General features: G+C 41.4%; 19 protein-coding genes and 1 pseudogene. 13 read left to right on the top strand and 7 right to left on the bottom strand.

Annotation, left to right across the window (positions count from 1 at the left end):
* Positions 1-641 (top strand): tRNA pseudouridine synthase B (locus KO511_RS06280; protein WP_215986622.1); only part of this gene is annotated, 641 nt, incomplete at its 5' end.
* Positions 642-705: 64 nt separating this feature from the next.
* On the opposite strand, the gene KO511_RS06275 is transcribed toward KO511_RS06280, so the two are convergent.
* The 3 genes from KO511_RS06275 to gltB form a co-directional block, all read right to left on the bottom strand.
* Positions 706-1134, bottom strand: coding sequence for a DUF1499 domain-containing protein (locus KO511_RS06275; protein WP_215986621.1), 429 nt, complete (start codon positions 1132-1134; stop codon positions 706-708).
* Between the two features lie 103 nt (positions 1135-1237).
* Positions 1238-2650, bottom strand: coding sequence for an FAD-dependent oxidoreductase (locus tag KO511_RS06270; protein ID WP_215986620.1), 1413 nt, complete (start codon positions 2648-2650; stop codon positions 1238-1240).
* 20 nt (positions 2651-2670) lie between these two features.
* Positions 2671-7134, bottom strand: coding sequence for a glutamate synthase large subunit (gltB, locus tag KO511_RS06265; protein ID WP_215986619.1), 4464 nt, complete (start codon positions 7132-7134; stop codon positions 2671-2673).
* Between the two features lie 529 nt (positions 7135-7663).
* On the opposite strand from gltB, the gene KO511_RS06260 reads away from it, so the two are divergent.
* Positions 7664-9412: a sensor domain-containing diguanylate cyclase gene (locus KO511_RS06260; RefSeq protein WP_215986618.1), complete on the top strand. Its 1749-nt coding sequence runs from the start codon at positions 7664-7666 to the stop codon at positions 9410-9412.
* A gap of 80 nt (positions 9413-9492) precedes the next feature.
* Complete coding sequence (gene arcB, locus KO511_RS06255; protein WP_215986617.1) at positions 9493-11832, top strand: aerobic respiration two-component sensor histidine kinase ArcB; 2340 nt, start codon at positions 9493-9495, stop codon at positions 11830-11832.
* A 157-nt stretch (positions 11833-11989) separates the two neighbouring features.
* On the opposite strand, the gene tolC is transcribed toward arcB, so the two are convergent.
* Positions 11990-13345 (bottom strand): outer membrane channel protein TolC, encoded by a 1356-nt coding sequence (gene tolC, locus KO511_RS06250; protein WP_215986616.1) that lies wholly within the window; start codon positions 13343-13345, stop codon positions 11990-11992.
* A gap of 232 nt (positions 13346-13577) precedes the next feature.
* On the opposite strand from tolC, the gene nudF reads away from it, so the two are divergent.
* The 6 genes from nudF to parC all read left to right on the top strand — a co-directional run bounded on the left by nudF (position 13578) and on the right by parC (position 20438).
* Positions 13578-14207, top strand: a complete 630-nt coding sequence (gene nudF, locus KO511_RS06245; RefSeq protein WP_215986615.1) for an ADP-ribose diphosphatase — start codon at positions 13578-13580, stop codon at positions 14205-14207.
* Complete coding sequence (locus KO511_RS06240) at positions 14195-14635, top strand: DUF1249 family protein (RefSeq protein WP_215986614.1); 441 nt, start codon at positions 14195-14197, stop codon at positions 14633-14635. Before nudF ends, KO511_RS06240 begins: the two co-directional genes overlap by 13 nt.
* A 9-nt stretch (positions 14636-14644) precedes the next feature.
* A complete protein-coding gene (cpdA, locus tag KO511_RS06235) occupies positions 14645-15463 on the top strand; it encodes a 3',5'-cyclic-AMP phosphodiesterase (RefSeq protein ID WP_215986613.1) in 819 nt (272 codons plus the stop codon).
* A gap of 25 nt (positions 15464-15488) precedes the next feature.
* Positions 15489-16073, top strand: coding sequence for an esterase YqiA (gene yqiA / locus KO511_RS06230; protein ID WP_354668153.1), 585 nt, complete (start codon positions 15489-15491; stop codon positions 16071-16073).
* Positions 16074-16286: 213 nt separating this feature from the next.
* Complete coding sequence (gene parE / locus KO511_RS06225; RefSeq protein ID WP_215986611.1) at positions 16287-18167, top strand: DNA topoisomerase IV subunit B; 1881 nt, start codon at positions 16287-16289, stop codon at positions 18165-18167.
* A gap of 3 nt (positions 18168-18170) precedes the next feature.
* On the top strand, positions 18171-20438 hold the full coding sequence (gene parC / locus KO511_RS06220; RefSeq protein WP_215986610.1) for a DNA topoisomerase IV subunit A: 2268 nt from the start codon (positions 18171-18173) through the stop codon (positions 20436-20438).
* Positions 20439-20476: 38 nt separating this feature from the next.
* Here parC and degS read toward each other — a convergent pair whose 3' ends face one another.
* From degS to zapG, 3 genes are all read right to left on the bottom strand, one after another.
* Entirely contained in the window at positions 20477-21544 is a 1068-nt protein-coding gene (gene degS, locus KO511_RS06215) for an outer membrane-stress sensor serine endopeptidase DegS (RefSeq protein WP_215986609.1), read from the bottom strand.
* A gap of 114 nt (positions 21545-21658) precedes the next feature.
* Complete coding sequence (locus tag KO511_RS06210) at positions 21659-23026, bottom strand: DegQ family serine endoprotease (protein ID WP_215986608.1); 1368 nt, start codon at positions 23024-23026, stop codon at positions 21659-21661.
* Between the two features lie 126 nt (positions 23027-23152).
* Positions 23153-23608, bottom strand: a complete 456-nt coding sequence (gene zapG / locus KO511_RS06205; RefSeq protein ID WP_215986607.1) for a Z-ring associated protein ZapG — start codon at positions 23606-23608, stop codon at positions 23153-23155.
* 151 nt (positions 23609-23759) lie between these two features.
* Here zapG and zapE point away from each other — a divergent pair, with 151 nt between their 5' ends.
* From zapE to KO511_RS06185, 4 genes and pseudogenes are all read left to right on the top strand, one after another.
* Positions 23760-24863 carry a cell division protein ZapE gene (gene zapE, locus KO511_RS06200; RefSeq protein ID WP_215986606.1) on the top strand — a complete coding sequence of 368 codons (1104 nt, stop codon included), beginning with the start codon at positions 23760-23762 and terminating at the stop codon, positions 24861-24863.
* Positions 24864-25093: 230 nt separating this feature from the next.
* A complete protein-coding gene (rplM, locus tag KO511_RS06195) occupies positions 25094-25522 on the top strand; it encodes a 50S ribosomal protein L13 (protein ID WP_125320100.1) in 429 nt (142 codons plus the stop codon).
* Positions 25523-25537: 15 nt separating this feature from the next.
* Complete coding sequence (gene rpsI / locus KO511_RS06190) at positions 25538-25930, top strand: 30S ribosomal protein S9 (protein WP_215986605.1); 393 nt, start codon at positions 25538-25540, stop codon at positions 25928-25930.
* A gap of 320 nt (positions 25931-26250) precedes the next feature.
* Positions 26251-26314, top strand: a pseudogene (locus tag KO511_RS06185) (ubiquinol-cytochrome c reductase iron-sulfur subunit); the annotation flags it as partial.

The following is a 26314-nucleotide window of genomic DNA, read 5'->3' as shown; positions in this document are numbered from 1 at the left end:
CTCTCGAAAACTTAGAATCTTGTATTGATAGGTTTCGTGGCGAATCTGACCAAGTCCCTTCTATGTTTTCAGCGTTGAAATATCAAGGTAAGCCGCTTTACGAATATGCTCGTCAAGGTATTGAAGTACCTCGTGAAGCTCGCAAGATAAAGGTATATGAAATTGTCCTTCATCGTTTTGAAGGCTGCGAAGTTGAGATGGAGATACATTGTTCAAAAGGAACATATATCCGTACCATCGTTGATGATCTTGGTGAAATGCTTGGTTGTGGAGCTCATGTTACCATGCTTCGCCGCATTGGCGTTGCTAATTACCCTTATGAAAAAATGGTCACAATAGACCAATTGAATGAGATTTTAGAGCAAGCACAGCGTGATGATGTTGCTCCCAAAGAGCTTCTTGATCCTCTATTATTGCCTATGGACACTGCTGTTGAAGATTTGCCAGAGGTAAATCTAAATGCTGAACTGACAGATTTGATCCAACATGGTATGCCAGTCCAAGTTTTGGGTGTACCTGACGGAACTGTCCTAAAAATGACATCTGGCGGTCAGCGGACTTTTATTGGAGTAGCTGAATTAAACGACGATGGTAAGGTCGCACCTAAGAGGTTGGTGGTTTTTCGTAATGAAGCCGAGTAACTATAAACCAAATAGATAAAAAACCGAAGTTGATGCTTCGGCTTTTGCCTCAAATCAACGCCATTTATAGGATTATATTGTTGGCTTTAAGCAATACTCTTAATTGATTTGCACGTTTTCGATTAACACCAAAGTCTGAATATCCGATACGAGATTCCGATCTTACGATTAAATTCTTACCCTCAACTCTCAGTTCGAGATCGTCTGTAAAGCGCATAATTTTTGATGTGCATTCAATACGTAGATAACCGTCTTGCTTAGCAGCAAGCTTAGCGCCGGATAATTGCAGAGCAGCTTGTTCAATGGTATTTAAATTAGCCTGTTCTGTCAGAATGTAAGGTTTTAGATTATGTACATCCCTTTCGTCTTGCGTGGAGACACAATTAGGTTTATCTCCACAAGGTAATAAAGTGCGATCTGTCATTTTTTGAACTCCTTGACTGCAGGCGGTTAGTGTTAATAGCGATATGCTTAAAAGAGAGTTTTTTGTCATTCACCTTATCCTTAATTACTGTGGATTATTTATTGCGAGCTTAACTTATAAAAAAGGGTTGACGCTAAAACGTCAACCCTTTTGATACATTTGTGCTGGCAGGTTAAATTTCGAGATAATCGAGGATACCCTCAGCGGCTTTACGTCCTTCGTCAATCGCTGTGACAACTAAATCTGAGCCTCTTACAGCATCACCGCCAGCAAAAATCTTTTCATTGGTGGTCTGGTATTGGAATTTTTGAGATTCACTCGCTTTGATTCGCCCCAATTGGTCGAGATCAACACCGAAAGGTGTTAGCCATTTCATCTGGTGCGGCTGGAAACCAAACGCCATAATCACCGTATCTGCTGGCAATATATGCTCAGAGCCTTGAACTGGTTCAGGTTTTCTTCGCCCTAAGCTATCTGGTCGACCTAATTCGGTTTTTATAACCTTTACACCAGAAACTTTGCCTGAAGCGTCGACTTCTATGGCTAATGGTTGGAGGTTAAACTGGAATTTGACACCTTCTTCTTTAGCATTTTTAACCTCACGTTGTGAGCCTGGCATGCTCTCTTCATCACGTCTATAGGCGCAAGTGACACTGGAAGCGCCATGTCGAATGGATGTGCGTACACAATCCATTGCGGTATCACCACCTCCGAGTACAACGACGTTTTTATCTGCCATATTGATAAAAGCTTGAGTACTATCGAGTTTCATAACATTATAGGTATTGGAAATTAGGAAAGGTAGTGCATCATAGACGCCGTCGGCATCTTCATGTTCTAGATTTGCTCGCATGTATTTGTAAGTACCTACACCTAGAAACACCGCATCAAAATCATCAAGCAACTGCTGCATTTTAATCTCTTGGCCAACTTCAATGTTAAGGCGAAATTCAACACCCATTTCGGTAAAAATTCGGCGGCGATTCTCCATAACCCCTTTTTCTAGCTTAAAGGAGGGAATACCAAAGGTGAGTAAGCCCCCGATTTCTGGATAGCGATCAAATACTATAGGCTTAACACCATTACGTACAAGTATGTCTGCTGCTGCAAGTCCAGCTGGACCGGCACCAATAATAGCGACTTTTTTATCAGTCCACTCCACTTCAGACATATCCGGCTTCCAGCCCATTTCAAATGCTTTGTCAGTAATGTATTTTTCGATATTACCTATGGTGACAGCCCCAAAGTCATCATTTAAAGTACAAGAACCCTCACATAATCTATCTTGTGGACAAACGCGGCCACATACTTCAGGCAGACTATTGGTTTGGTGTGAAAGCTCAGCTGCTTCTACGATACGACCTTCATTGGCTAATTTGAGCCATTGTGGGATGTAATTATGTACTGGACACTTCCACTCACAGTAGGGGTTTCCACAGTCCAAACATCGATCGGCCTGCGCGGTTGCTTGTTGTTTTGTAAAAGGTTCATATATTTCAACGAACTCAATTTTACGCACTTTAATTTGCTTTTTAGCGGGATCTACGCGGTTTACGTCAATAAATTGGTATACGTTCTGGCTCATGATTCAGACATCCTCCTTGATTATTGTGCTTGAACGCGCAGTTCAGCAGTGCTACGACTTTGGTGCCCAAGTAAGGAACGAAGATCAGCGGCTTTGGGTTTTATCAGGTAGAACTTTGGAATCCATTCATCAAAGTTCGCTAGAATGTTTTCAGCATGCACTGAGCCTGTTTCTTCTAAGTGATCAGCTATCAATCCACGCAGATGCTCTTGATGGATATATAGATCTGCAAGTGCAAGTGCTTCAACTGACTCATTATTTACGCGGCCTTGGAAGTCTTGTTTTTGATCAAGAACATATGCGAACCCACCTGTCATTCCAGCTCCGAAGTTCACTCCAGTTGAACCAAGAATTGCCACAATACCTCCAGTCATGTATTCACATGCGTTGTCGCCAGCACCTTCAACGACAGCGATAGTACCTGAATTACGCACACCAAATCGTTCCCCAGTAGTACCTGCTGCAAACAACTTTCCTCCAGTCGCACCATATAAACAGGTGTTACCAATAATACTTGCTTCATTACATCGAAAAGCCGTACCAAGATGTGGTTTGATAACTAGCTTACCTCCTGCCATACCTTTACCCACATAGTCATTAGCATCGCCTGTGAGATATTGTTCAACACCGCCAGCATTCCATACACCAAAAGACTGCCCGGCTGTCCCATCTAGATATAGCTTAATTGGTGATGAGGCCATCCCTTGGTTACCATAACGTTTTGCAATCTCTCCTGATATTCGTGCGCCAATAGAGCGGTCAGTATTGATTACGTTATAGAAAAAACTGGCAGATTTGCACTTTTCAATCGCGGTTAGTGCATCATCGAGGATTTTCTGATTGAGCTCACCTTTATCGAATGGTGTATTAGTCTTAGTCCAAAATAATGGGTGTTTTTCTTTTGAAATAGGCTTTTCAAGGATATGGGTTAAATCCAGTTTAGCTTGTTTTGCTGTTATTCCTTCTATTACTTCAAGGAATTCGGTACGGCCGATAAGATCGGTCAACTTTTCAATACCTAATTCAGCTAACAATACCCTCACTTCATCCGCTAAGCCGATAAAATAGTTCATTACTTGTTCTGGTAGGCCTTTGAAATATTCTTGGCGTAATGTTTCGTCTTGAGTTGCAACACCAGTTGCACAATTATTAAGATGGCATATCCTTAGGAACTTACAGCCCATAGCTACCATAGGCGCGGTCCCAAACCCAAAACTTTCAGCACCTAGTATGGCCGCTTTAACTACATCTAAACCTGTTTTAAGTCCTCCATCGACTTGCAAACGAATTTTGTGCCGTAGTCCATTTTCAACAAGAGCTTGTTGGGTTTCAGCTAAACCGAGTTCCCAAGGGCAACCTGCATATTTCACGGAAGTGAGTGGGCTAGCAGCTGTCCCTCCGTCGTAACCTGATATAGTGATGAGATCGGCATAAGCTTTAGCCACCCCGGTTGCGATGGTTCCCACCCCCGGCTCACTAACCAGTTTTACAGATACTAAGGCTGTTGGGTTGACTTGTTTAAGGTCGAAAATCAGTTGAGCAAGGTCTTCAATTGAATAAATATCATGATGTGGGGGAGGTGAGATAAGCGTCACGCCTTGTACAGAATAGCGAAGCTTGGCTATTTCTGCCGTCACTTTATGGCCTGGAAGCTGCCCACCTTCACCTGGTTTTGCTCCTTGGGCTACTTTTATTTGAAGTACATCTGCATTGATTAAGTAGTGAGGAGTTACACCAAATCGTCCAGAGGCAATTTGCTTGATACGAGAGTTACGCTCAGTACCAAAGCGACGGGGGTCTTCACCGCCTTCCCCTGAGTTTGAATATCCCCCTAGGCGGTTCATTGCCGTTGCCAGTGCTTCATGAGCTTCAGGACTTAAAGCACCTATCGACATCGCTGCTGAATCAAAGCGCTTGAAAAGCTCTGTACTTGTTTCAATGCTTTCAAGTGGAAGTGGCGTGTCAGATTTTTTTAATGTCATTAGATCGCGCAGCATTGCAATTGGCCTTTGATTTACCTGCTGAGCAAAATTTTTGTAGTCAAGAAGTTCACCTGACTTGACTGCTTGTTGTAAAGTACTGACGACATCTGGGTTATAGGCATGATATTCACCACCATGAACGTATTTGAGTAAGCCGCCATGATCTATCGCTTTGCGTTTAGCCCAAGCTTTTTGGGATAAGTTGAATAGATCTTGTTGGAAGTCTTCAAAGTTTGCTCCTTGAATACGTGTTGTAACGCCATGGAAACAAAGATCGACAATATCTCTATTGAGTCCTACGGCTTCAAATAACTGAGAACAACGATATGAGGCAACAGTCGAAATGCCCATTTTCGACATAATTTTGTAAAGACCTTTGTTGATACCGTATTGGTAGTTTTGCATCACATCCCGATAGCATTTTTCCAATACGCCATCATCGATCAATTTTCCTAAGGTTTCATAAGCTAAGTATGGATAGATTGCCGTCGCGCCAAAACCTAAAAGAACGGCAAACTGATGTGGATCTCGAGCTGTAGCAGTTTCAACTAGAATATTGGCATCGCAGCGAAGGTTTTCTTTTATCAGGTGTTTTTGAACAGCACCCACAGCCATAGCTGCAGGTATAGGTATTTTACCTTTGGTTAAGTTGCGATCAGATAATATAACCAATACTGTTCCATTGCGTATTACGTCAACGGCTTGTTCACATAAGTCATGAATGGCTTGTCGTAGATCTTTGCTATGTGGGTTGTAATTGATATCAATCACAGTATTGCGATAGTGAGCATCGGCAAGTTCAATTAATTGTTGCATATCTGAGTAAAGCAGTACGGGAGAATCAAATGTGACTCTGTGGGCATGGCCATCAGTTTCACAGAATATATTCATTTCCTGTCCGACACTGGTGGCGAGTGACATGACGTGCTTTTCACGGAGTGGATCTATTGGGGGATTTGTAACCTGAGCAAATTTTTGCCGAAAGTAATCGGTCACAAGTCTTTCTTTTGAAGACAGAACGGCCATTGGCGTATCATCGCCCATAGACCCTACTGCTTCTTGACCAATATCGCCTAATACTCTGATTATCTGATCGACTTCTTCATTGGTCATTGCGAACTGCTTCTGATATGTTTTCAGAAGAGCACAATCAAAATTACGTTTACCTACTTTTTGCTCAGGTAATTGAGAAAACGGGGTGAGCTTGTGGACATTATTGTCAATCCATTCTTTATATGGATGACGACCTTTGAGGTCATTGTCAATATCGCTTGATTGCCATAGTTTGCCGCGTCGAGTATCGACAACGAGCAATTCTCCTGGCCCGACTCGACCTTTTTCGGCAACTTCATCAGGCGCATAGTCCCAGATGCCGACTTCTGATGCTAGAGTAATAAGTTTATCTTTGGTGATGACATAGCGTGCAGGTCGTAAACCATTGCGATCGAGGTTACAGGCTGCATAGCGACCATCAGATAATACAATCCCAGCAGGGCCATCCCAAGGTTCCATATGCTTGGAGTTAAAGTCGTAAAATGCTCGCAAATCTGGATCCATGTCGGGGTGATTTTGCCATGCAGGTGGAACTAGCATTCGCATTGCTCGAAAGACATCCATACCACCCGCTAAGAATAAGTCGAGTATGTTATCCAAGCTCGATGAATCGGATCCTGTTTCATTGACAAATGGCGCTGCGCTTTGTAGATCTGGAAGTAGTGGTGAGTTGAATTTATATGCACGTGCACGAGCCCACTGACGATTACCTTCTATGGTATTAATTTCACCATTGTGGGCAAGATAGCGGAAAGGTTGTGCAAGAGGCCAGCGCGGTTGAGTGTTGGTTGAAAAACGTTGGTGGAATAAGCAAATGGCTGACTCCATCCGTAAATCAGCAAGATCGAGATAAAATCGTGGCAAATCTGCTGGCATACAAAGGCTTTTGTAGACTAAGACCTGAGTAGATAAACTGCATATATAGAAATCGTTATCTTGAACTATTTGTTTTTCAATGCGGCGACGAGCTATATATAGACGACGTTCAATATCGCGTTCACGCCATCCTGCTGGTGCTGAAATAAATACTTGTTGAATATTTGGTAACGAATCTAGAGCGATAGGTCCGAGCACATCAGTATTTGTTGGAACATCACGCCAACCTGCAACAGTCAATGTTTCTTGAGCTAGTTCTTTATTGATAATGTCTTTAGCGGATAGTGCTTGAATAGGATCTTGACTGAAGAAAACCATACCAATGGCGTATTGTTTACCTAGCTTAAACCCGTTTTCTTCTGCGATGATACGTAGGTAACTATCAGGCTTTTGAAGTAATAAACCACAGCCATCGCCAGTCTTGCCATCTGCTGCGATACCACCACGGTGAGTCATACGATCGAGCGCTGAAATTGCTGTACGAACCAATTTGTGACTGGTTTGACCTTCCATATGTGCGATCAAACCAAATCCACAGTTGTCTTTTTCAAGGCTTGGGTCATATAAAGCCATTGCAATTCTCCCTTTGCTTCTCTGTCTATAAGACAGTATTACCAACATGATAAAAGTTGGTATTAATGATTATTTATGCATAAATGATCACCCTTATCTGCATAAATATGTTTCAAAAACGTATTGTCAGTTTTTGCAACAAGATGAATTCATTTTCATCGATTCCAACAACCTAAATCTTATGATGTAAAAGGTCAAGCTTTTGATGGTATACAACCGCAGTGGCCTATTTATTGGCTAATCCTTGTAAAAAACATTTTATTTCAATTGTTTATGATTTTTGTTGTTACAATTTTGCAACAATTGAGCTCAATTAAAAGTAAAAATAACAGCACAATACGCTAGCTGAAACACAAAGTTTGGTAGGATTGAGTAGTTATTCGTCATACTGCTAGTGTTATTCATTATTATTTCTCACAAGACGAAGCTATTTACGAAAAAAGTGCTGTTCAGTACAGAAAATCCAGCAGTTAGCTGATATTTTTTGTAGTCTTAATATTAAGTCGCATCTAACGGTAGAGAAGTACGAATGGAGCAGGTGTTTTACTGGTTGTGGGATACGTCTCATGGGCATGGTCTCGACCTCGTTGTTATTCTATTCTTCCTTTGTTTGTCAATTGCTCTTTATTCGCGTTTGCAGAAACATATAGATCTTCTGGTGCAAGATGCCCCAACAGCTCTTATTTTAGTGGAAGAAAAATCAGGTAAGCTATTGCTTTCTAATAAGAATGCAATGCAATTACTTGGTATTCGTCGTGTTGGGAAATCATTCATGTTTCCTGATTCGGTCTCTCGTGATTTTTTAATGTCAACCGTTGGACTTTTTGCTGGGGAGGGGTTCAAGTGCTTCCCTATTGAGTGGAAGGTATCAAAAAATAACAGGATTAAAGTTGAGATTAGCGGACGAAGAACGGTTTATCGTGGACGCATTGTCTGGTTACTATACCTTTCTTCTCACCAAGCTTCACATACTGAAATGCTGCGTGAAATAGAGTCATTGTCTGTGGTACGGAGTGCTTTGGATAATCTAACAGAGTTAGTGTTTATCAAAAATAATGACGCTGAACTTATATCAACGAACAAAGCATTTGAGCGGTTTTGGGGAGAGCGCCGCCAAGAAGGTTGTGCTGATATTAAGGGGGTTGTGAAAGGTCGAGCTAACAAACGTCGTTGGACAACTGATACTGAAGGGCGAAGCTGCTTGTTAGAAACCTATCAAAATATCTTGATTTCTTCGTCGGGTGAAAAAATAGGTACTATCGGTATTAGCCATGATGTGACGGATTGGCATAATATACAGAAAAACTTATGTGATGAAATGGAGCGGCGTCGAGACACAGAGGTGGCGTTGGCGCAACGTGATACCATTTTACAAAATATACTTGAATCTAGTCCTGATGCTATAGGGATTTTTAATGAAAATATGGTTTATCAAGCGTGTAATAAACCTTTTGTTAAGGCTTTAGGAATCTCAGATATCAATGAGTTAATAGGCAAACGTCTCCAAGAGTTAATTCCTCATGAAGTATATAGACGTTTATCAGAAACGGACCAGAAAGTGTTATATGAAGGTAAATCGCTTCGGTATATTGATCAGTTGGTCGACAGTAAGGGTAGTTTTACCTGGTATGATGTGGTGAAGTCTCCTTTTCGCGACCCTGCTTCAGGTACAAATGGGGTTTTGATCATGGCGAGGGATGTGTCGGAGCGTTATTTAGCCGCTCAAAAACTTGAGGAAGCGAATCAGGAATTGGCACGTTTGAGCCTTGTCGATAGCTTAACCCAAATAGGTAACCGACGTTATTTTGATGAGCAACTTGCTACCTTATGGCCTTTGCATACACGAGAACATCAACCTTTGACTATCATGCTGTGTGATATAGATTATTTTAAAGGGTTTAATGATCATTATGGTCATCAAGCTGGTGATGATGCATTAGTTAAGGTAGCTGAAAGTTTTAGGTCAGTTTTAAATCGTAGTAGTGATTGTGTGGCGCGGTATGGTGGGGAGGAATTTGCATTCATTTTGCCTAATTCTACCGCTAAAGGGGCATACCAAGTCGCCGAGGTTATTCATCAAAAGGTTAGGCAACTGAAACTTGAGCATAAGGCCTCAAAAGTTTGCTCGATATTAACGGTCAGTATAGGCATCGCAAGTCTAACGCCTGAGCCATCTGATAGCAGCGAAGATACGGTTGCACTTGCCGATACTGCTTTATACCAAGCTAAAGCCAGTGGTAGGAACCAGACTTGTGTTCATCACACATCAAAGAATTAGAAGATGGTGGGAGTTATAACTCTTAGCCGTGCGATACGAAAAAAGGTAATATTTCACTACCTTATCGTACGGATCGCTCAATGAAACCTATAAAAAACCTCGCTCAATATTATGTCGACCTTCTCGTTAAGCTCGGTATTTTACGTTTTTCTCTTCTTCTTGCTCTAGCGATCGTGGCTTTGGCTGTGGTAGTTCAAGTTGGTATCACGCTAGTTCTTAGTGGCCGTGTGGACGATATCGACATAGTACGATCGGTATTTTTTGGTCTTTTGATTACTCCTTGGGCTGTCTACTTTTTATCGGTTGTTGTGGATCAGCTTGAAGAAGCTAGGCAACGCTTATCTAAGTTGGTCTCCAAACTCAGAGATATGCGTTCACGGGATCAGGATTTAAACCACAAGCTTCATCAAAACATATCTAAGCTGAACTTGGAAATAGAGGAGAGGATTAAAGCTGAAGAAGCACGAGAAGAAGCGATGAAAGATCTTGAAAACGAGGTCTATCAGCGCGAAAGAACCCAGCTTGAATTAGCTGAAAGAACAGCACTTCTGCGCTCTTTTATAGATGCTTCACCTGATCTCATCTATTACCGTAATGCTGATGGTTTATTTTCTGGTTGTAATAGGGCGATGGAGGAATTGACTGGAAAAAAAGAAAATCAATTAGTGGGTCTGACGCCGTGGGATGTATATCGTAAAGAAGTGGCCCAGCAAATTGTCGATACAGATCAAAAAGTTTTTTCAGATAATAAGGCTTTAACATACGAACAATGGCTGGAATACCCTGATGGGCAAAAAAGCTTTTTTGAATTACGTAAGGTTCCTTTTTATAGTAAAGATGGGCGTCATTTAGGGTTAGTTGGTTTTGGACGCGATATCACTGAGCGTAAGCGACATGAAGAGTCGCTAGAGAAAGCCAGCAGAGATAAAACAACCTTTATCTCTACGATTAGTCATGAGCTGCGCACTCCATTAAACGGTATTGTTGGGTTAAGTCGTATGCTGCTTGATACTCAACTTACGGATGAACAGCGCCATCAAATGCAAACGATTAATGTTAGTGCGATTACTTTGGGAAATATATTTAACGATATTATAGATATGGATAAGTTTGATCGCCGAAAACTTGAGCTATTTCCTGCCAGTTTAAACTTTGAAGATTTTGTCGCTGAACTGGAGAGTATTTCGGCTTTAATGGCGGCCCAAAAAAATCTACGTTTTGATTTAGAGCGATTAAGTGAACTACCCGCTTCTATTGAAGTTGATGCTACTCGACTTCGACAAGTGCTTTGGAACCTTATTAGCAATGCAATGAAATTCACTAAAGAAGGTGGGGTTGTATTGACTGTAGAGGCTGAAGTTCAGGATGAGTTAGCTAATATTACCATCGAAGTAGAGGATAGCGGAATTGGGATCCCAGAGTCCGAATTAGATAAAATTTTTGCCATGTATTATCAAGTTAAATCGAGCAAAAATAACCTCCACGCAGTGGGAACTGGTATTGGTTTAGCGGTTTCTAAGCAGCTAATCAGAATGATGAAAGGAGATATTGAGGTTAGCAGTGAAGAGGGTTTTGGTAGTACTTTTACTGTGACGATTTGTGTTCCAATATCGATGACTGAAAAAATATTAGAGTACTCACAACAAGAACAGCCAGAGCTAAATATCTTTATGGTTGAGGATATTGAACTCAATATTACGGTTGCTCGCTCACTTTTTGAAAGTATGGGTCATGAGGTTACTGTAGCAATGACAGGGCAAGATGCTATTGAGATGTTTGATCCGGAGCTTTATGATCTTGTTTTTCTGGATATTCAACTCCCAGATATGACAGGGTTTGATGTCGCAAGGTTTTATCGCCAAACTTATAAAGAGCTCCCACCTTTGATCGCTTTAACAGCTAATGTACTTAAAAATAAAAATGAGTATATAGAAAACGGCATGGATGAAGCGATCAGTAAGCCCTTATCTGTTAAGGCGGTACAGGAGATCATGACTCAATTTACCTCTGGTGAATACCACTCGCATTCAGAGCCTCTGGGAACTGTTATCGTGGGAGAGAATAGTGAGCTTTATCACCGAATCTTAGATCTTGAAATGCTTGAATCTTATGTCGCAATAGTAGGCCCTAGACCTGTACTGGATAGTATTACTATGTTTGAAAATATGATGCCTGAATACATTAAAGTACTTGATTCCAACATGATTGCGAAAGATCAGAAAGGTATTGTAGAGGAAGCTCATAAGATCAAAGGTGCGGCAGGATCAATAGGTCTTAAGCATATCCAAATGGTCGCCCAAAAAGCACAGTCTCCAGAACGTCCAGCTTGGTGGGAAAATGTTGATGATTGGGTTGAGGAAATAAAGAATGAATACCCAAACGATATCTTGATACTAAAAGAGTGGCTTGAACAAAGGTAAAGTACACCTAGGTGGTGATATACTGCTCTCCCAGCTTTGTCGTAATAGTAAAGACAGGTTTATCTATCGAGTTTATAGAAGCTTAAATGATCTATTTAATTTATAATAATGCGAAGGAGGAATTAAATTCCATCCTTCGCTGCATAGTTTTAATAGACTAGCTTTGTACTTTTTTACCATTTGCCTGTTTTAGGCCAGTGTTGATATCAAGAATATCTTGTTCATTTAGAGTACCTACAGCTTCACGTAATTGAAGCACACTCAAAATATATTCGTAGCGAGCATTAGATAGATTCTTATTGGCATCGTATAGGTTACGAGTTGAATCTAGGACATCGACAATAGTACGAGTACCTACATCAAAACCAGCTTCTGTTGCTTCCAGGGCAGATTTTGCAGAAACGACAGTCTGCTCATAGGCACGGAGTGCACCAATGGATGCATTAATATTGTTGTTAAAAGCTCTAACATCTTTAACGACGCTTCGATAGGATGCTTCAAGATCCTGACTTGCTGCCACAAAATCAAATTCAGCTTGCTTGGTTAATGAGGAGGTTGCACCGCCACTGTAGATGGGAACAGAGAGGTTTATTCCTATATTGAAGTTATCAGAGTCATAGTCTTGATTAGCAATATCGCTGTTCTTTTGTTCAGCTAGCGTATAGCCACCATCTAAAGTCAGTGATGGGAGATGGCCGGAGCTTTGTAAGGAAATATTGTCTTTAGCAATATCTTTGGTGATTCGTGATGACAACAAAGTTAGGTTTTTCTGCTGTGCTTCTTCTAACAAGCTGTCGACCGATGCTTGGGTTTTACTTGCTGAAAAGCGTTTAATATCAAGCACATTGAGATTTGAGTGTTCTATGCCAGTTATTTCACGGAGACCTTCATAGCTGTTAATGAGTTCATTTTCAGCCAAAACTTCATCGGCTAAGACTGAGTCGTACTGAGCTTGTGCATCATGAACATCGGTTATAGCCGATAAACCCACTTCAAAACGCTGTTTTGTTTGTTCAAGTTGACGGCCAACAGCCGCTTTCTCGGCCTGAACAAACTCTAAGTTGTCTTGTGCTCTCAATACATCAAAGTAGGCGGTTGAAACACGTAAAATGAGTGATTGCTGGGCTGCTGCATATGCTGCATCTGCTTTACGAGCCGTTTTCTCTGCTGTGTCTAAGGTTATCCAGCTTGAGCGTTTGTAAAGCTCTTGTGAGAAACCTAGGGTTGCATTCCAATCATCGGAATCGTTGCTGGCATTATTTAAACCTTGAAGAGGTGCATTCCTCTCTCCACGATTAAAATCGTATGATGCGGTTAAGTTGAGTTGAGGAAGTAAAGTTGCACGACTCGAATTAATTGCTTCAAAAGCAGAATCTTTTGAGGCTTTTGCACTTAATAGAGAAGGATCGTTTGTTTTTGCTTGATTATAAATTTCCGTCAGTGTATCTGCGAAAACATTGGCGCTTAGGCTGCCCAGTGCTGCACTGATAACAAGTGGAAGCAGTTTTCTCATCGGTTTTATTCCTGCCAAAATATGAAAAAGGTAACTCATTAAGATTCTACCTCATGTTTGATGCAAATTTACGCAAATTTTTGTAAATTTTTACGCTTAATTGTCTAAAAGCACACTTTGAGGGAAGTTTAATTTAACTCAAGAGATAAAATTTGTATAAAAAGTTGAACTACGACCTTGGAAGTTAAGCTTTTGTCTGAGTAAACTATAAAATTAACTTATGAGGTACCCAATGTCACAGTGTGATGATCAACAGCATGGATTTACTTGCAAAGATGTAGAGATACTCTCAAAAGAAACGGTATTCTCAGGTTTTTTCAATATGATTAAATATCGTTTTAGACATAGGCTTTTTAAAGGTGGCTGGAGTGAGATTATTGAAAGAGAAATGTTCGAGCGAGGTAATGCTGCCGCTGTTCTTCCTTATGATCCTGTCATAGATAAGGTAGTTTTGATTGAACAAATTCGCGTAGGAGCTTTAACTCATGCGCACCCATGGCAATTAGAAATTGTTGCAGGAATTATCGATAAGGGAGAGACCGCAGAATGTGTCGCTCGTCGTGAATCGATTGAAGAAGCCAATATTTCAATTAGCAATATTATGAAAGTAACATCATATTATCCTTCATCAGGAGGTTGTTCTGAGAGGTTGGATGTTTTTGTTGGCAAAGTTGATGCTTCAAACGCAAGTGGCATTCATGGTTTAGACTATGAAGGAGAGGACATCAAAGTTCATGTTGTAAGCAGAGAAACTGCGTACCAATGGGTAGTTGATGGTAAATTTGAAAATGGTGCTTCGATCATTGCTTTGCAATGGTTGCAGATTAATTATCAGTTTGTAAGAGAACAATGGCAAAATTAGCTGTAAAAAATTCGTATCATGTAGACTTGGCAGATCTGATGCGGACCTATGAAACCAATTACGCCAAATTAAATGCTTTGCTACCCAGCATGGCACAGGTTGGTGATGTACGCTGTTATCAAGCAGCCCATATGACATATCAAATTCAAGTGGCAGAAGTCACAAAGTACACAACTTTGGTTGATATCTGTCAAAGTGATGATGTTCCAGTATTTCCTTTGCCCAAAATGTCTGTCAGGCTTTATCACGACGCTCGTGTGGCAGAGGTTTGTGAGTGTGCACATTTGAAGCGAGTCAGGGCTCGCTACGATTACCCCAATGATAAGATGGTTCAACAAGATGAAAAACTGCAGAGGAACCGTTTTTTGGGGGATTGGTTATCTTTTTGTTTAAGGCATGGTATTAGCCGCACGCCACTCAATATTTAGGTTTTTATTTTGAAAGTAACGTCTAGCTCTGTCGATGGTAGCGTCAAGCTACTACAGATTACAGACACCCATTTGTTTGAAGCTGATGATGGCAGCCTTTTAAGTGTTAACACGGCTGACAGTTTTGATGCTGTTGTCAATGCGATTGTCAAACAAAACTCAAATTATGAAGCTATTCTAGCAACCGGTGATATTTCACAAGATCATAGTGCTGCTTCCTATCAGCGTTTTGAAAAAGGTATTGCTAAGTTAAATAAGGTGTGTTTCTGGTTGCCTGGTAACCATGATTTCAGACCTAGCATGGACTCTGTACTTTCCTCTTCGCACATTCAGTACATTGAACACCTTCTTCTTGGTGAGCACTGGCAAATGATAGTACTTGACTCTCAGGTTGAAGGCGTTCCTCATGGGCGACTTAGTGATGAACAACTTGCATTGCTTGCTGAAAAACTCAGTGACCATGCTCAGCGTCATACTTTGATTTTACTGCACCACCACCCAGTGTTAATTGGTAGTGCGTGGTTGGATCAGCATGCTCTTAAAGATTCAGAAAGGTTTTGGGAAATCATTGAGTCACATAGTAATGTGAAAGCAGTACTATGTGGTCACGTACATCAAGATATGGATACATATCGAAATAGTGTTAGAGTCATGGCGACGCCATCCACGTGTGTACAATTTAAACCCTGCTCTGATGATTTTGCGGTGGATAACCATTCTCCAGGGTGGCGTGAGTTAGTGTTGTGCCCAAGTGGTAACCTCACAACAGAGGTAAAACGTTTGTCTGTTGGCAGCTTTATGCCTGACTTTACGTCTTCTGGTTATTAAATACTTACGTCTTACCCCAAGGATTATTATGCGACCTTCCTTGCTTATTTATATTCATGGATTTAATAGCTCCCCTTTATCTGAAAAAGCAAAATTAATGGTGGAGTACTGTTTACAACAAAGGCCTGATATAAAGGTCGTGGTCCCTCAGCTCCCGTGCTTCCCCCAACAAGCTGCCGACTGCTTATTGGACATTGTCGAGCAGTATAAAAATGATTATCGCATTGGGCTTATAGGCAGTTCTCTTGGTGGATATATGTCGATATGGCTCAATGGTAAATTTGGTTTCAAAGCTGTGGTTGTTAACCCAGCAGTTAGACCTTATGATTTGTTAGAAGAGTATTTAGGTGAGCAAGAAAACCCATATACAGGTCAGCGTTATGTATTATCTGAAACTCATATTGATGAATTAAAGTTTCTAGATGTTCCTGCCATTCAATATCCTGAAAATTTCTGGCTTTTGCAACAAACTCATGATGAAGTGCTTGACTATCATCAAGCTGTTGAGAGGTTTTCAGGTGCTAAACAGACTATAGAAGAGGGGGGAGATCACAGTTTTGTAGGTTTTGAGCGCTATCTAAAACAAATCATCGAATTCCTTCAGCTATAGTATCCATTGAGGGAAAAGTCATAAATTTAGTAGTTAGTTAGTTATCCCACTTGACATAGTTCTCTCTCTTCCAGACTATGTTTCTCCTGTACTGAGCTGGATGCAAAGCGATGAGAGTTTGGTCGTTTATACTGTCTAAACGTATTCGAGTAGAGAGTAAAAACTTATCAGCTCAGTTATTCATTTCATTTTCTATAAACGATATTCCGTATTATGACTGAACAATATAATGCTGGGGCCATTGAAGTTCTTAATGGTTTGGAACCAGTACGACGCCGACCTGGGATGTATACGGATACTTCGCGTCCTAATCATTTAGGGCAAGAAGTTATCGATAATAGTGTCGATGAGGCGCTAGCTGGGTTTGCTTCAAAGGTCCAAGTAATTTTGCATGCTGACCAATCTCTTGAAGTCATTGATGATGGCCGCGGCATGCCTGTTGATATACATCCAGAGGAAAAAGTGTCTGGTGTTGAGCTTATTTTATGTAAGCTACATGCTGGTGGTAAATTTTCAAACAAAAACTATCAATTCTCTGGCGGCTTGCATGGCGTCGGTATTTCAGTGGTAAATGCCCTGTCAAAACGTATTGAAGTTACTGTGAAGCGCGATGGACAAGTGTATGAAATTGCATTTGAAAATGGCGATAAAGTTTCCGATCTTACGGTGATTGGCACATGTGGACGACGTAATAAAGGAACCAGTGTTCACTTTTGGCCTAATACAAAGTATTTCGATTCAGGCAATTTTTCTGTTGCTCGTTTGGTAAACAATCTGCGTGCTAAAGCCGTACTTTGCCCTGGTCTTGAAATTATTTTCACGGATAAAGTCAATGGTAATGATTATCAATGGCTATATGAAGATGGTTTGAAAGATTATCTGGCTGAGGGAGTCAAAGGGTATACTGTATTACCTGAGTCACCTTATACTGGTGAGTTTTCTGCTGAAACTGAAGCAGCAAACTGGGCATTGCTCTGGCAGCCGGAAGGTGGTGAAATGATCACCGAAAGTTATGTTAACTTGATTCCCACCGCTCAAGGCGGTACTCATGTTAATGGCTTGCGGCAGGGATTACTTGACGCTATGAGAGAGTTTTGTGAATTCCGTAACCTTCTCCCGCGAGGTGTCAAATTAACGGGGGACGATGTGTTTGAACGCTGCTCCTACGTGCTATCAGTTAAGATGCAAGACCCTCAGTTTGCTGGACAAACCAAAGAACGCCTTTCATCTCGTCAGACAGCAGCATTTGTTTCCGGTGTGGTAAAAGATGCGTTTAGCCTGTGGTTAAATGAAAAGCCGCAATTGGCCGAACAGCTGGCCGAAATTTGTATTGCTAACGCACATCGTCGTATGCGAGCCAGCAAAAAAGTGGTGCGTAAAAAAGTGGCGTCAGGACCTGCTTTACCAGGAAAATTAACTGACTGTTCTTTGCAGGACTTAAGTCGTACTGAAATTTTCTTTGTTGAGGGTGATTCAGCTGGTGGTTCGGCTAAGCAAGCGCGTGATCGAGAATTTCAGGCCATTATGCCATTGCGGGGGAAAATCCTGAATACTTGGGAAGTTTCAGCTGATCAAGTTCTTGCGTCTCAAGAAGTGCATGATATTTCTGTTGCTTTAGGTATTGATCCTGATACTGATAATCTTGATGGCTTACGCTATGGTAAAATCTGTATTTTAGCGGATGCGGATTCAGATGGCTTGCATATCGCAACCTTGTTGTGCGCTTTGTTTACCCGTCACTTTCGTTCTCTAGTCGAAGCTGGACATATATATGTAGCGATGCCGCCACTGTATCGCATTGATTGTGGTAAAGAGGTGTTCTATGCACTGGATGATGATGAAAAAGAAGGTGTATTGGAACGCCTATCAAAAAAGAAAGCCAAGATAAATGTCCAACGATTTAAAGGGCTTGGTGAGATGAATCCACTACAGTTACGTGAAACCACTATGGATCCCAATACTCGTCGCCTTGTTCAATTAACTATTGATGATTCAGAAGCGACGATAGAAATGATGGATATGCTACTTGGCAAGAAACGTGCTGATGATCGCCGTTCTTGGTTACAAAACAATGGTGACTTGGCAGAGGTTTAACGGATGTCTACAGATATTACTTTTGATGGCATTGAACAACTGCCAATGCGCAAGTTCACTGAGGACGCCTACCTCAACTATTCCATGTATGTCATCATGGATCGTGCTTTACCCTATATTGGTGATGGCTTAAAACCAGTTCAAAGACGTATCATTTATGCAATGTCAGAACTAGGTCTCTCAGCTGCTGCTAAGTACAAAAAGTCTGCTCGTACCGTTGGGGATGTACTGGGTAAATATCACCCTCATGGTGATTCAGCATGTTATGAAGCTATGGTTTTGATGGCTCAACCGTTCTCATACCGTTATCCATTGGTTGATGGTCAGGGAAACTGGGGGGCTCCAGATGATCCTAAATCGTTTGCAGCAATGCGTTACACTGAAGCAAAATTATCTAAGTTTGCAGAAGTATTACTTGGTGAACTGGGGCAAGGAACGGTTGATTGGCAGCCAAATTTTGATGGTACGATGAAAGAACCGCAGATGTTGCCTGCACGTTTACCGCATATCTTGCTAAATGGTATTACGGGAATTGCAGTTGGCATGGCAACTGACATCCCACCGCATAATGTACGTGAGGTTGCTAATGCGACGATTCATCTGATAGATAACCCTAAGTCAGAGCTGTCAGATTTGATGCCCTTTGTACAAGGACCAGACTATCCTACTGAAGCGGAGATTATCTCACCTAAGGCGGATTTAGAGAAAATTTATCGTACTGGGCGTGGTAGCATTAAGATGCGTGCGGTTTGGCACAAGGATGGTAGTGAGATTGTTATTACGTCCTTACCGCATCAAGTATCTGGCGCTAAATTGCTTGAGCAAATTGCTAATCAGATGAGAGCCAAGAAACTGCCAATGGTTGAAGATTTGCGTGATGAATCGGATCATGAGAATCCGACTCGGATTGTCATCGTACCTCGCTCCAACCGAATTGACTGCGACCAGCTCATGGATCACTTGTTTGTCTCTACTGATCTTGAGAAAAACTTCCGTGTTAATATAAATATGATTGGGTTGGACAACCGTCCTCAAGTCAAAGGCTTACTAACAATTCTTTCCGAGTGGATTGAATACCGACGTACCACTGTGCGTCGCCGTCTTCAGCATCGCCTTGATAAGGTGCTCGCTCGTTTGCATATCCTTGAAGGTTTATTAATTGCTTACCTCAACCTTGATGAGGTGATAGAGATCATTCGTACTGAAGATGATCCTAAAGCCGTACTTATGACAAGGTTTGGTATTACTGAACTTCAAGCTGACGCTATTCTTGATACTAAACTTCGCCACCTGGCTAAATTGGAAGAAATGAAGATCCGTGGTGAGCAGTCAGAGCTTGAGAAAGAACGTGATAAGCTTGAACAATTACTTGGTTCTGAGCGGCGTTTGAACTCCTTAATAAAGAAAGAGATCAAAGCCGATGCTGAGAAGTATGGTGATGAACGACGCTCCCCACTTGTTGAGCGATCAGAAGCAAGAGCACTCACCGAACGTGACCTTGTTCCCAGCGAACCTATCACTGTTGTTTTATCAGATAAAGGTTGGATTCGTCATGCTAAAGGTCACGACGTTGACCCTGAAGGGCTAAATTATAAATCGGGTGATAAATATCTTACGCATGCGCGTGGAAAAAGTAATCAGCAATCGGTATTTCTTGGTAGTGATGGTCGGAGTTATTCTTTAGAATCACATTCTCTTCCTTCTGCTCGTAGTCAAGGCGAACCTATTACAGGTCGACTTAACATCAACGCAGGAACAAATATTCGCCATGTTGTCATGGGAGAAGAGAATCAGCTTTGGTTGGTTGGTTCAGATGCAGGGTATGGATTTGTTTGTAAGGGAAGTGACTTGCTGTCAAAAAACCGTAGCGGTAAGGCGTTGGTTACCCTACCACAAAACTCAGAGGTTATGACTCCTGATAGCATTAGTAACTTAGATTATGATGAAATTCTCGCGATTACCAATCAGGGGAGAATGTTATTATTCCCAATCAAAGACTTGCCCCAGTTAGGTAAAGGAAAGGGAAATAAAATTATTAATATTCCCGCGGCTAAAGCAAAAGAGCGTGAGGAATTTGTTTCTCACCTTATGGCATTACCTAAAGGGGCATCAATAATACTGCATGCAGGTAAACGTAAGCTTGGGCTGAAGCCTGCTGATTTAGATAACTTTCGAGGTGAACGTGGTCGTAGAGGGAGTCTATTACCAAGGGGTTTACAAAGAGTAACGTCTATCGATGTCGAGAGTTCTGAATCACAAGAAAGCGAATAGTCTTCAAATCCCATGAGTTCATGGGATTTGAAAATGACTTAGATTTCTCTTGTGTCTTCTGCAATGGTTACCTTCAACGTTTGTTCTTCACCTTTCCTTAAGATGAGTACATCAATTGTTGTTCCGGGTCTCAACTCAGTAACTATATCCATGACACTTTGACGGCCATTAATTTTGTGGCCGTCAATTTTAAGAATGATATCTTGAGGTTCAAATCCAGCTTCTTCACCCGGGCCATTGGGATCAACACCAAGTACTACGATTCCACCCATATGCTCATTGCCTAGTAGGCGAGAAGTAACAGAAGTGATATCTTGCCCATCAATTCCTATATAGCCTCTAATCACACGACCATCAGCGATGATTTTTTGCATTATTTTATTTGCCAAAGCGTAGGGGATAGCAAAAGAAATGCCGTATGTTTCAAGTTCTGTCGCTTGTTGAAAAGAAGCGGTATTGATGCCCACTAGCTCTCCACGAGAATTGACTAAAGCACCACCCGAATTTCCATCGTTAATTGCAGCATCTGTTTGAATAAATGCTTGACGTCCTCCAGTGCTTATTGAAGAGCGCCCTGTTGCTGATATGATACCAAAAGTGGTTGTTTGACCTAAGTTATACGGATTGCCAATAGCTAGTACGACATCCCCAACTTTGGGAGAATAGTCAGGATTGAGCGGTATCACTGGGAGATTATTTCCTTCCACGCGTAATATGGCGATATCAGTACGTTGGTCGGTACCCACTAGTTGTGCAAAAGCTACTCGTCCATCTTGCAGTGCGACGACGACCTGATCAGCTTGGGCTACTACATGATAATTGGTAATTATATAGCCTTTTTGACTAACAATAACCCCTGAACCTAGACTTTGAGTCTGTAACTTTGAATGGTCTCCCTCAGCATACTTCCTACTGTAGATATTAACGACGGCCGGGGCAGTCTTTCGAACAGCGTTATTAAAGGAGAGCTCCTGAACTGATGATATATTACTAGGATCACCAAAATCATCAGAAAGAACATTGGTTCTGAGTGATGGAATCGCTAGCAGCAGTAATAACGCTGTTACGAGCCCTAATCCAATTGAACGCAGCAGGAATTGCAGCATAGCCTCGCAACCACCTTATAATTGAGACAAGTGGCGAAAGAATAGCATTAGATGAGATAATAATAAAAGGATGGTAAGAAATCCTACCATCCTCTGACATGAGTATGAGGTTATCTAGCGTACTACAAGATAAATCGTGCGCTCCCCACGTTGGATGTTAAGAGCAAGTACACTCGTTTGTTTCTCAAGTATTTTTCTGAAATCAGCTAAGTTTTTGACTCGTTTGCGATTGACTCCGATGATGATGTCGCCTTTCTGCAACTGATAAGCTTCAGCCTTAGAGCCTTTTTCTACAGAAGCGACTCTTACCCCTTGGACGGAATCACTTGAGGTTGTATTGGTTAATTCAGCACCAGATAGTCCTTCATGAAGTTTATCTGCTGATGCCTTCATGTTTTGCTGTTCGCCTAATGTAACCTCATAGTCTTTTTTCTCTCCATCACGAACAATACCAAGAGTTACTTTCTTTCCAGCTCCCAATGTCGCTACTTTTGCTCGTAATTCACTAAATGAATTTATCTCTTTACCGTTAACCGAAATAATAACATCTCCAGCTTTCAAGCCTGCTTTATCTGCGGCGCTGTCGGGTACAATTTGACTAACAAAAGCACCTTTGCTGGACTCATAGCCTAATGCATCGGCAAGTTCCGATGTGATTTCGCCACCCTGCACACCCAGCATGCCGCGTTTTACTTCACCAAATTCGAGAATTTGATCGGTGAGATTGGTCATCATGTTAGAGGGAATAGCAAAACCGATACCGACATTACCACCACTTGGCCCCAGAATTGCGGTGTTAATGCCAATTAGTTCACCTTTTAGGTTGACTAAAGCGCCACCTGAATTACCGCTATTAATCGCGGCATCAGTCTGGATGAAATTTTCGAAGTTTTCAATGTTTAGTCCACTGCGCCCTAGTGCTGAAACGATACCTGAGGTAACTGTCTGGCCTAAACCAAAGGGATTACCAATGGCAACGGCAAAGTCGCCGACACGTAAAGCATCTGAATCTGCAATCTTAATTTGGGTTAAATTTTGTGCTTTTTCAATTTTCAACAGTGCGACGTCAGACATTTTGTCTCCACCGACGAGTTCTGCGTCATATTCTCGCCCATCATAGAGTTTGACGCGAATTTTCTCAGCTCCATTTATAACGTGATAGTTGGTCACAACGTAGGCTTTGTCTGCGTCAATGATTACACCAGAACCTAAACCACGAAATGGGCGCTCTTGCAGTTGTTCTGTTGGGAATTCTGGTCCGAAAAAGAAACGAAATTGTTCTGGAATACGTTGCTTCGCAACTTGAGTCCCTTCAACTGAAATACTGACAACAGCAGGGGTAACTTCTTCCAACATTGGTGCAAGACTGGGGAGCTGCTGACCAGAAATAGCAAGAGGAAGTGCAGCTGTTGCTTGTATTGGGGTGATGATTGAACTCAAGCTTAGTGAAAGAACGGATAAAGCAAGCAAAGGTTTTTTCATCTGATAACTCCTAGTTTAGTTAAGGCCTGTGATTTAATATTTGTGTAAAAAATAAGAAATCAAACGACACTTACGGAAATTATGACTCAAAAACCTTTACAAAGTTCATCACAGATTACATTGAACTTATGAAGCTTCAGCGGCTATTGCTTGATCAGTGTTGAGTTGCTGCTTTTTTTCTTCTTTGAGTAGTCCAGTTGAACCAGATGCATAATCTTTAGGCGCTTCACTCGTAGCAGGTATCTTCCCATTTGGTTCCTCTACTGACATTTCGGCCTGTTCAGCCACTTTCTTACTGAATGGGTTATCCTGTTCAGGAAGGTTAGGTAGCAATTCAGCAGACGTTTTAGCCATATGCTGGTAGAGTTTAGTATATTCCTTGCCTAAAGAATCTAGCATGTCAGCAGCTTGAGCAAAGTGGTCCGAGAGATCTTGTTTTTGCTGTTCAAGCTCAAATTTTGCACTATCTAGATCTTTTTGGATGGTTTTTTGTTTTTTATATCCCGGAGTTGTAATGCGCGAGATGATGATCCCTAAAACCGTACCAATAAGCAAACCTACGAGGGCGTAAATCCAAAGCATATTCGCTCCTTATCATTGTTATTTAACATGTTTTTTACCGATCGGTTACACATGCTTAGTGACATGTTACTATGAGAGGCCAAGACGATAAAGAAAAATGCGTGTGCACTGCATAGCAGTTTGTATTCTTTTAAAGCATTTGAGTGAAGCAATGACTCCATTAGAGATTTATATCAAAGACATAAAACAACATGGCTTTCAACAAGATGAAGCTCAATTTGAAGCCGTACGAGCTTTGGATGCGCTTTACCATGAGTTTGTGCATTATTTGAATACGCCAGCAGAGACAATTTCAGGATGGAGGCGTTGGTTTAGTAAAAAAACATCCCAAGTTGCAATACCCAAAGGAGTGTATTTTTGGGGGGGGGTTGGGCGCGGTAAAACCTATTTAATGGACACATTTTTTGAAACCTTACCTTGTGAGAAAAAAATGCGTGTTCATTTCCATCGTTTTATGTACCGGGTCCATGATGAATTGAATTCATTAGGAGATGTTAATGATCCACTGGAATTAGTAGCCGATAGGTTCAAAGCCGAGGCTGAGATTATTTGCTTTGATGAGTTTTTTGTTTCAGATATCACTGATGCGATGATACTTGGCACTTTATTCCAGGCATTATTTAAACGAGGTGTTGTACTGGTTGCGACGTCTAATATCCCACCTCACGATTTGTACCGAAACGGTTTGCAAAGAGCACGCTTTCTTCCTGCCATAGAATTAATACAGACAAATTGTTTGATTTTAAATGTGGATAGCGGAATTGACTATCGCCTTAGAACCTTAAAGCAAGCTGAGATTTATCACTACCCTCTCGATCAGCAGGCCAAGATTAACCTATGTCATTATTTTGAGCAGTTAGCCGGTGAAAACAAACAAGGTGAAACTGACATTGAAATTAATCACCGCCAGATAGACATAGTTAATTCTTATGAAGGGGTTCTTCATGCAACCTTTAAGCAGCTTTGCCAGTCTGCAAGAAGTCAAAACGACTATATTGAGCTTTCACGATTGTATAATACGGTGCTGCTGGCAGATGTTAAACAAATGGGGCAGCTAACCGATGATGCAGCCCGACGCTTTATTGCATTAGTGGATGAATTCTATGAGCGTAATGTTAAATTAATTATTTCTGCAGAGGTACCATTAGAGGATTTATATACTCAAGGTCAACTGGAGTTTGAGTTTCAACGCTGTCAGTCACGATTGATAGAAATGCAAAGTCATGATTATTTATCCAAAGAGCATTTGGCATAAGGGATTGGACAATTTTCTTTTGATGGGAAAAAAAATCGACTTTTTTGCTTAAAAGAGATGATTTTTTCAACTGACTTCTCTATAATCCTGCGACCCACCGTTACTGCCGACCAAATCCTTATGGGTTAGGGTCGAGAGTGCCAACCACTCGAAGGGGTGATGACTGGGCTCTTAGTCAGTGGGAGCTATGCTCCTTAAGTGTAAATTTTAATTAACGGGTTATTATTAGCATGAAAACTTTCGTTGCTAAACCAGAAACTGTAAAACGTGACTGGTACGTTGTAGACGCAGAAGGTAAAACTCTTGGTCGTCTAGCAAGTGAAATTGCATCTCGCCTACGTGGCAAACATAAAGCTGAATACACTCCTCACGTTGATACTGGCGATTACATCATCGTTGTAAACGCGGAGAAAGTTACTGTAACTGGTAACAAGGCTAAAGGTAAGATTTACCATCGTCACACTGAATTCCCTGGCGGCCTAAAATCAATCAGCTTTGAGAAGCTTATTGTTCGTAAGCCAGAGATGGCGCTTGAGCTAGCAGTTAAAGGTATGCTACCACGTGGTCCTCTAGGCCGTGCTATGTACCGTAAGCTGAAAGTTTATGCTGGTGCTGAGCACAACCATGTTGCTCAACAACCACAAGTACTAGACATCTAATCGGGGATTTCGAAAATGGCAGAGAATCAATACTACGGCACTGGCCGTCGCAAAAGCTCAGCTGCACGTGTTTTTATAAAACCAGGCAGCGGTAACATCGTAATCAACAAGCGTTGTCTTGATGAGTACTTCGGTCGTCCAACTTCTCGTATGGTTGTTAAGCAACCTCTAGAACTAGTTGAGCTAACTGAAAAACTGGATCTATACGTTACTGTAAAAGGTGGTGGTATTTCCGGTCAAGCAGGTGCTATCCGTCATGGTATCACTCGCGCTCTAATGGAATACGATGAGTCTCTACGTCCTACTCTACGTGCAGCGGGTTATGTTACTCGTGATGCTCGTTGCGTTGAGCGTAAGAAAGTTGGTCTACGTAAAGCACGTCGTCGTCCACAGTTCTCCAAGCGTTAATCTTTATTCAAAGATTGGCTCCGGTATATTCACCGGAACTTGGTACCAAAAGCCTGACTCTAAGTCGGGCTTTTTGTTTTCTAGTGATAAATACCTTCCTATATCTTCTCCTTAATAACTTATTTTCTGCTAATCTTTCATTTGTGAGTAAACGGGCTATTTACTTGACGCTTGTTGCAAAAAGGTACCTTTATCTTGTCAAAAAGTAGGGTTTTAATTATCATTTGCCGTCAAATACATACAACTAGATTTGTATTTTTTAGCCATGCTCTGTGATAGGAATAATAATAATCCAAAGGAGCAACTGGGAGAATGTTTGGATGAGCAATGCGCCTATAAATAACGGTCGCAGACGGTTCTTGACCGCTACAACTGCAGTTGTAG

Origin of the sequence: Vibrio hepatarius (assembly GCF_018860525.1) — a bacterium.
GTDB classification, from domain to species: Bacteria; Pseudomonadota; Gammaproteobacteria; order Enterobacterales; family Vibrionaceae; genus Vibrio; species Vibrio hepatarius_B.
Note: the sequence above shows the minus strand (reverse complement) of the source record. Positions and strands in the feature narration are given on the sequence as shown.

Bases quoted from the DNA above. Each gene is read 5' to 3' on its own strand.
- zapE (WP_215986606.1), top strand. From the start codon at position 23,760: ATGACTCCATTAGAGATTTATATCAAAGACATAAAACAACATGGCTTT.
- KO511_RS06260 (WP_215986618.1), top strand. From the start codon at position 7,664: ATGGAGCAGGTGTTTTACTGGTTGTGGGATACGTCTCATGGGCATGGT.
- degS (WP_215986609.1), bottom strand. From the start codon at position 21,544: ATGCTGCAATTCCTGCTGCGTTCAATTGGATTAGGGCTCGTAACAGCG.
- KO511_RS06270 (WP_215986620.1), bottom strand. From the start codon at position 2,650: ATGAGCCAGAACGTATACCAATTTATTGACGTAAACCGCGTAGATCCC.
- arcB (WP_215986617.1), top strand. From the start codon at position 9,493: ATGAAACCTATAAAAAACCTCGCTCAATATTATGTCGACCTTCTCGTT.
- rpsI (WP_215986605.1), top strand. From the start codon at position 25,538: ATGGCAGAGAATCAATACTACGGCACTGGCCGTCGCAAAAGCTCAGCT.
- tolC (WP_215986616.1), bottom strand. From the start codon at position 13,345: ATGAGAAAACTGCTTCCACTTGTTATCAGTGCAGCACTGGGCAGCCTA.
- rplM (WP_125320100.1), top strand. From the start codon at position 25,094: ATGAAAACTTTCGTTGCTAAACCAGAAACTGTAAAACGTGACTGGTAC.
- nudF (WP_215986615.1), top strand. From the start codon at position 13,578: ATGTCACAGTGTGATGATCAACAGCATGGATTTACTTGCAAAGATGTA.
- gltB (WP_215986619.1), bottom strand. From the start codon at position 7,134: ATGGCTTTATATGACCCAAGCCTTGAAAAAGACAACTGTGGATTTGGT.
- parE (WP_215986611.1), top strand. From the start codon at position 16,287: ATGACTGAACAATATAATGCTGGGGCCATTGAAGTTCTTAATGGTTTG.
- parC (WP_215986610.1), top strand. From the start codon at position 18,171: ATGTCTACAGATATTACTTTTGATGGCATTGAACAACTGCCAATGCGC.
- zapG (WP_215986607.1), bottom strand. From the start codon at position 23,608: ATGCTTTGGATTTACGCCCTCGTAGGTTTGCTTATTGGTACGGTTTTA.
- KO511_RS06210 (WP_215986608.1), bottom strand. From the start codon at position 23,026: ATGAAAAAACCTTTGCTTGCTTTATCCGTTCTTTCACTAAGCTTGAGT.
- KO511_RS06275 (WP_215986621.1), bottom strand. From the start codon at position 1,134: ATGACAAAAAACTCTCTTTTAAGCATATCGCTATTAACACTAACCGCC.
- KO511_RS06240 (WP_215986614.1), top strand. From the start codon at position 14,195: ATGGCAAAATTAGCTGTAAAAAATTCGTATCATGTAGACTTGGCAGAT.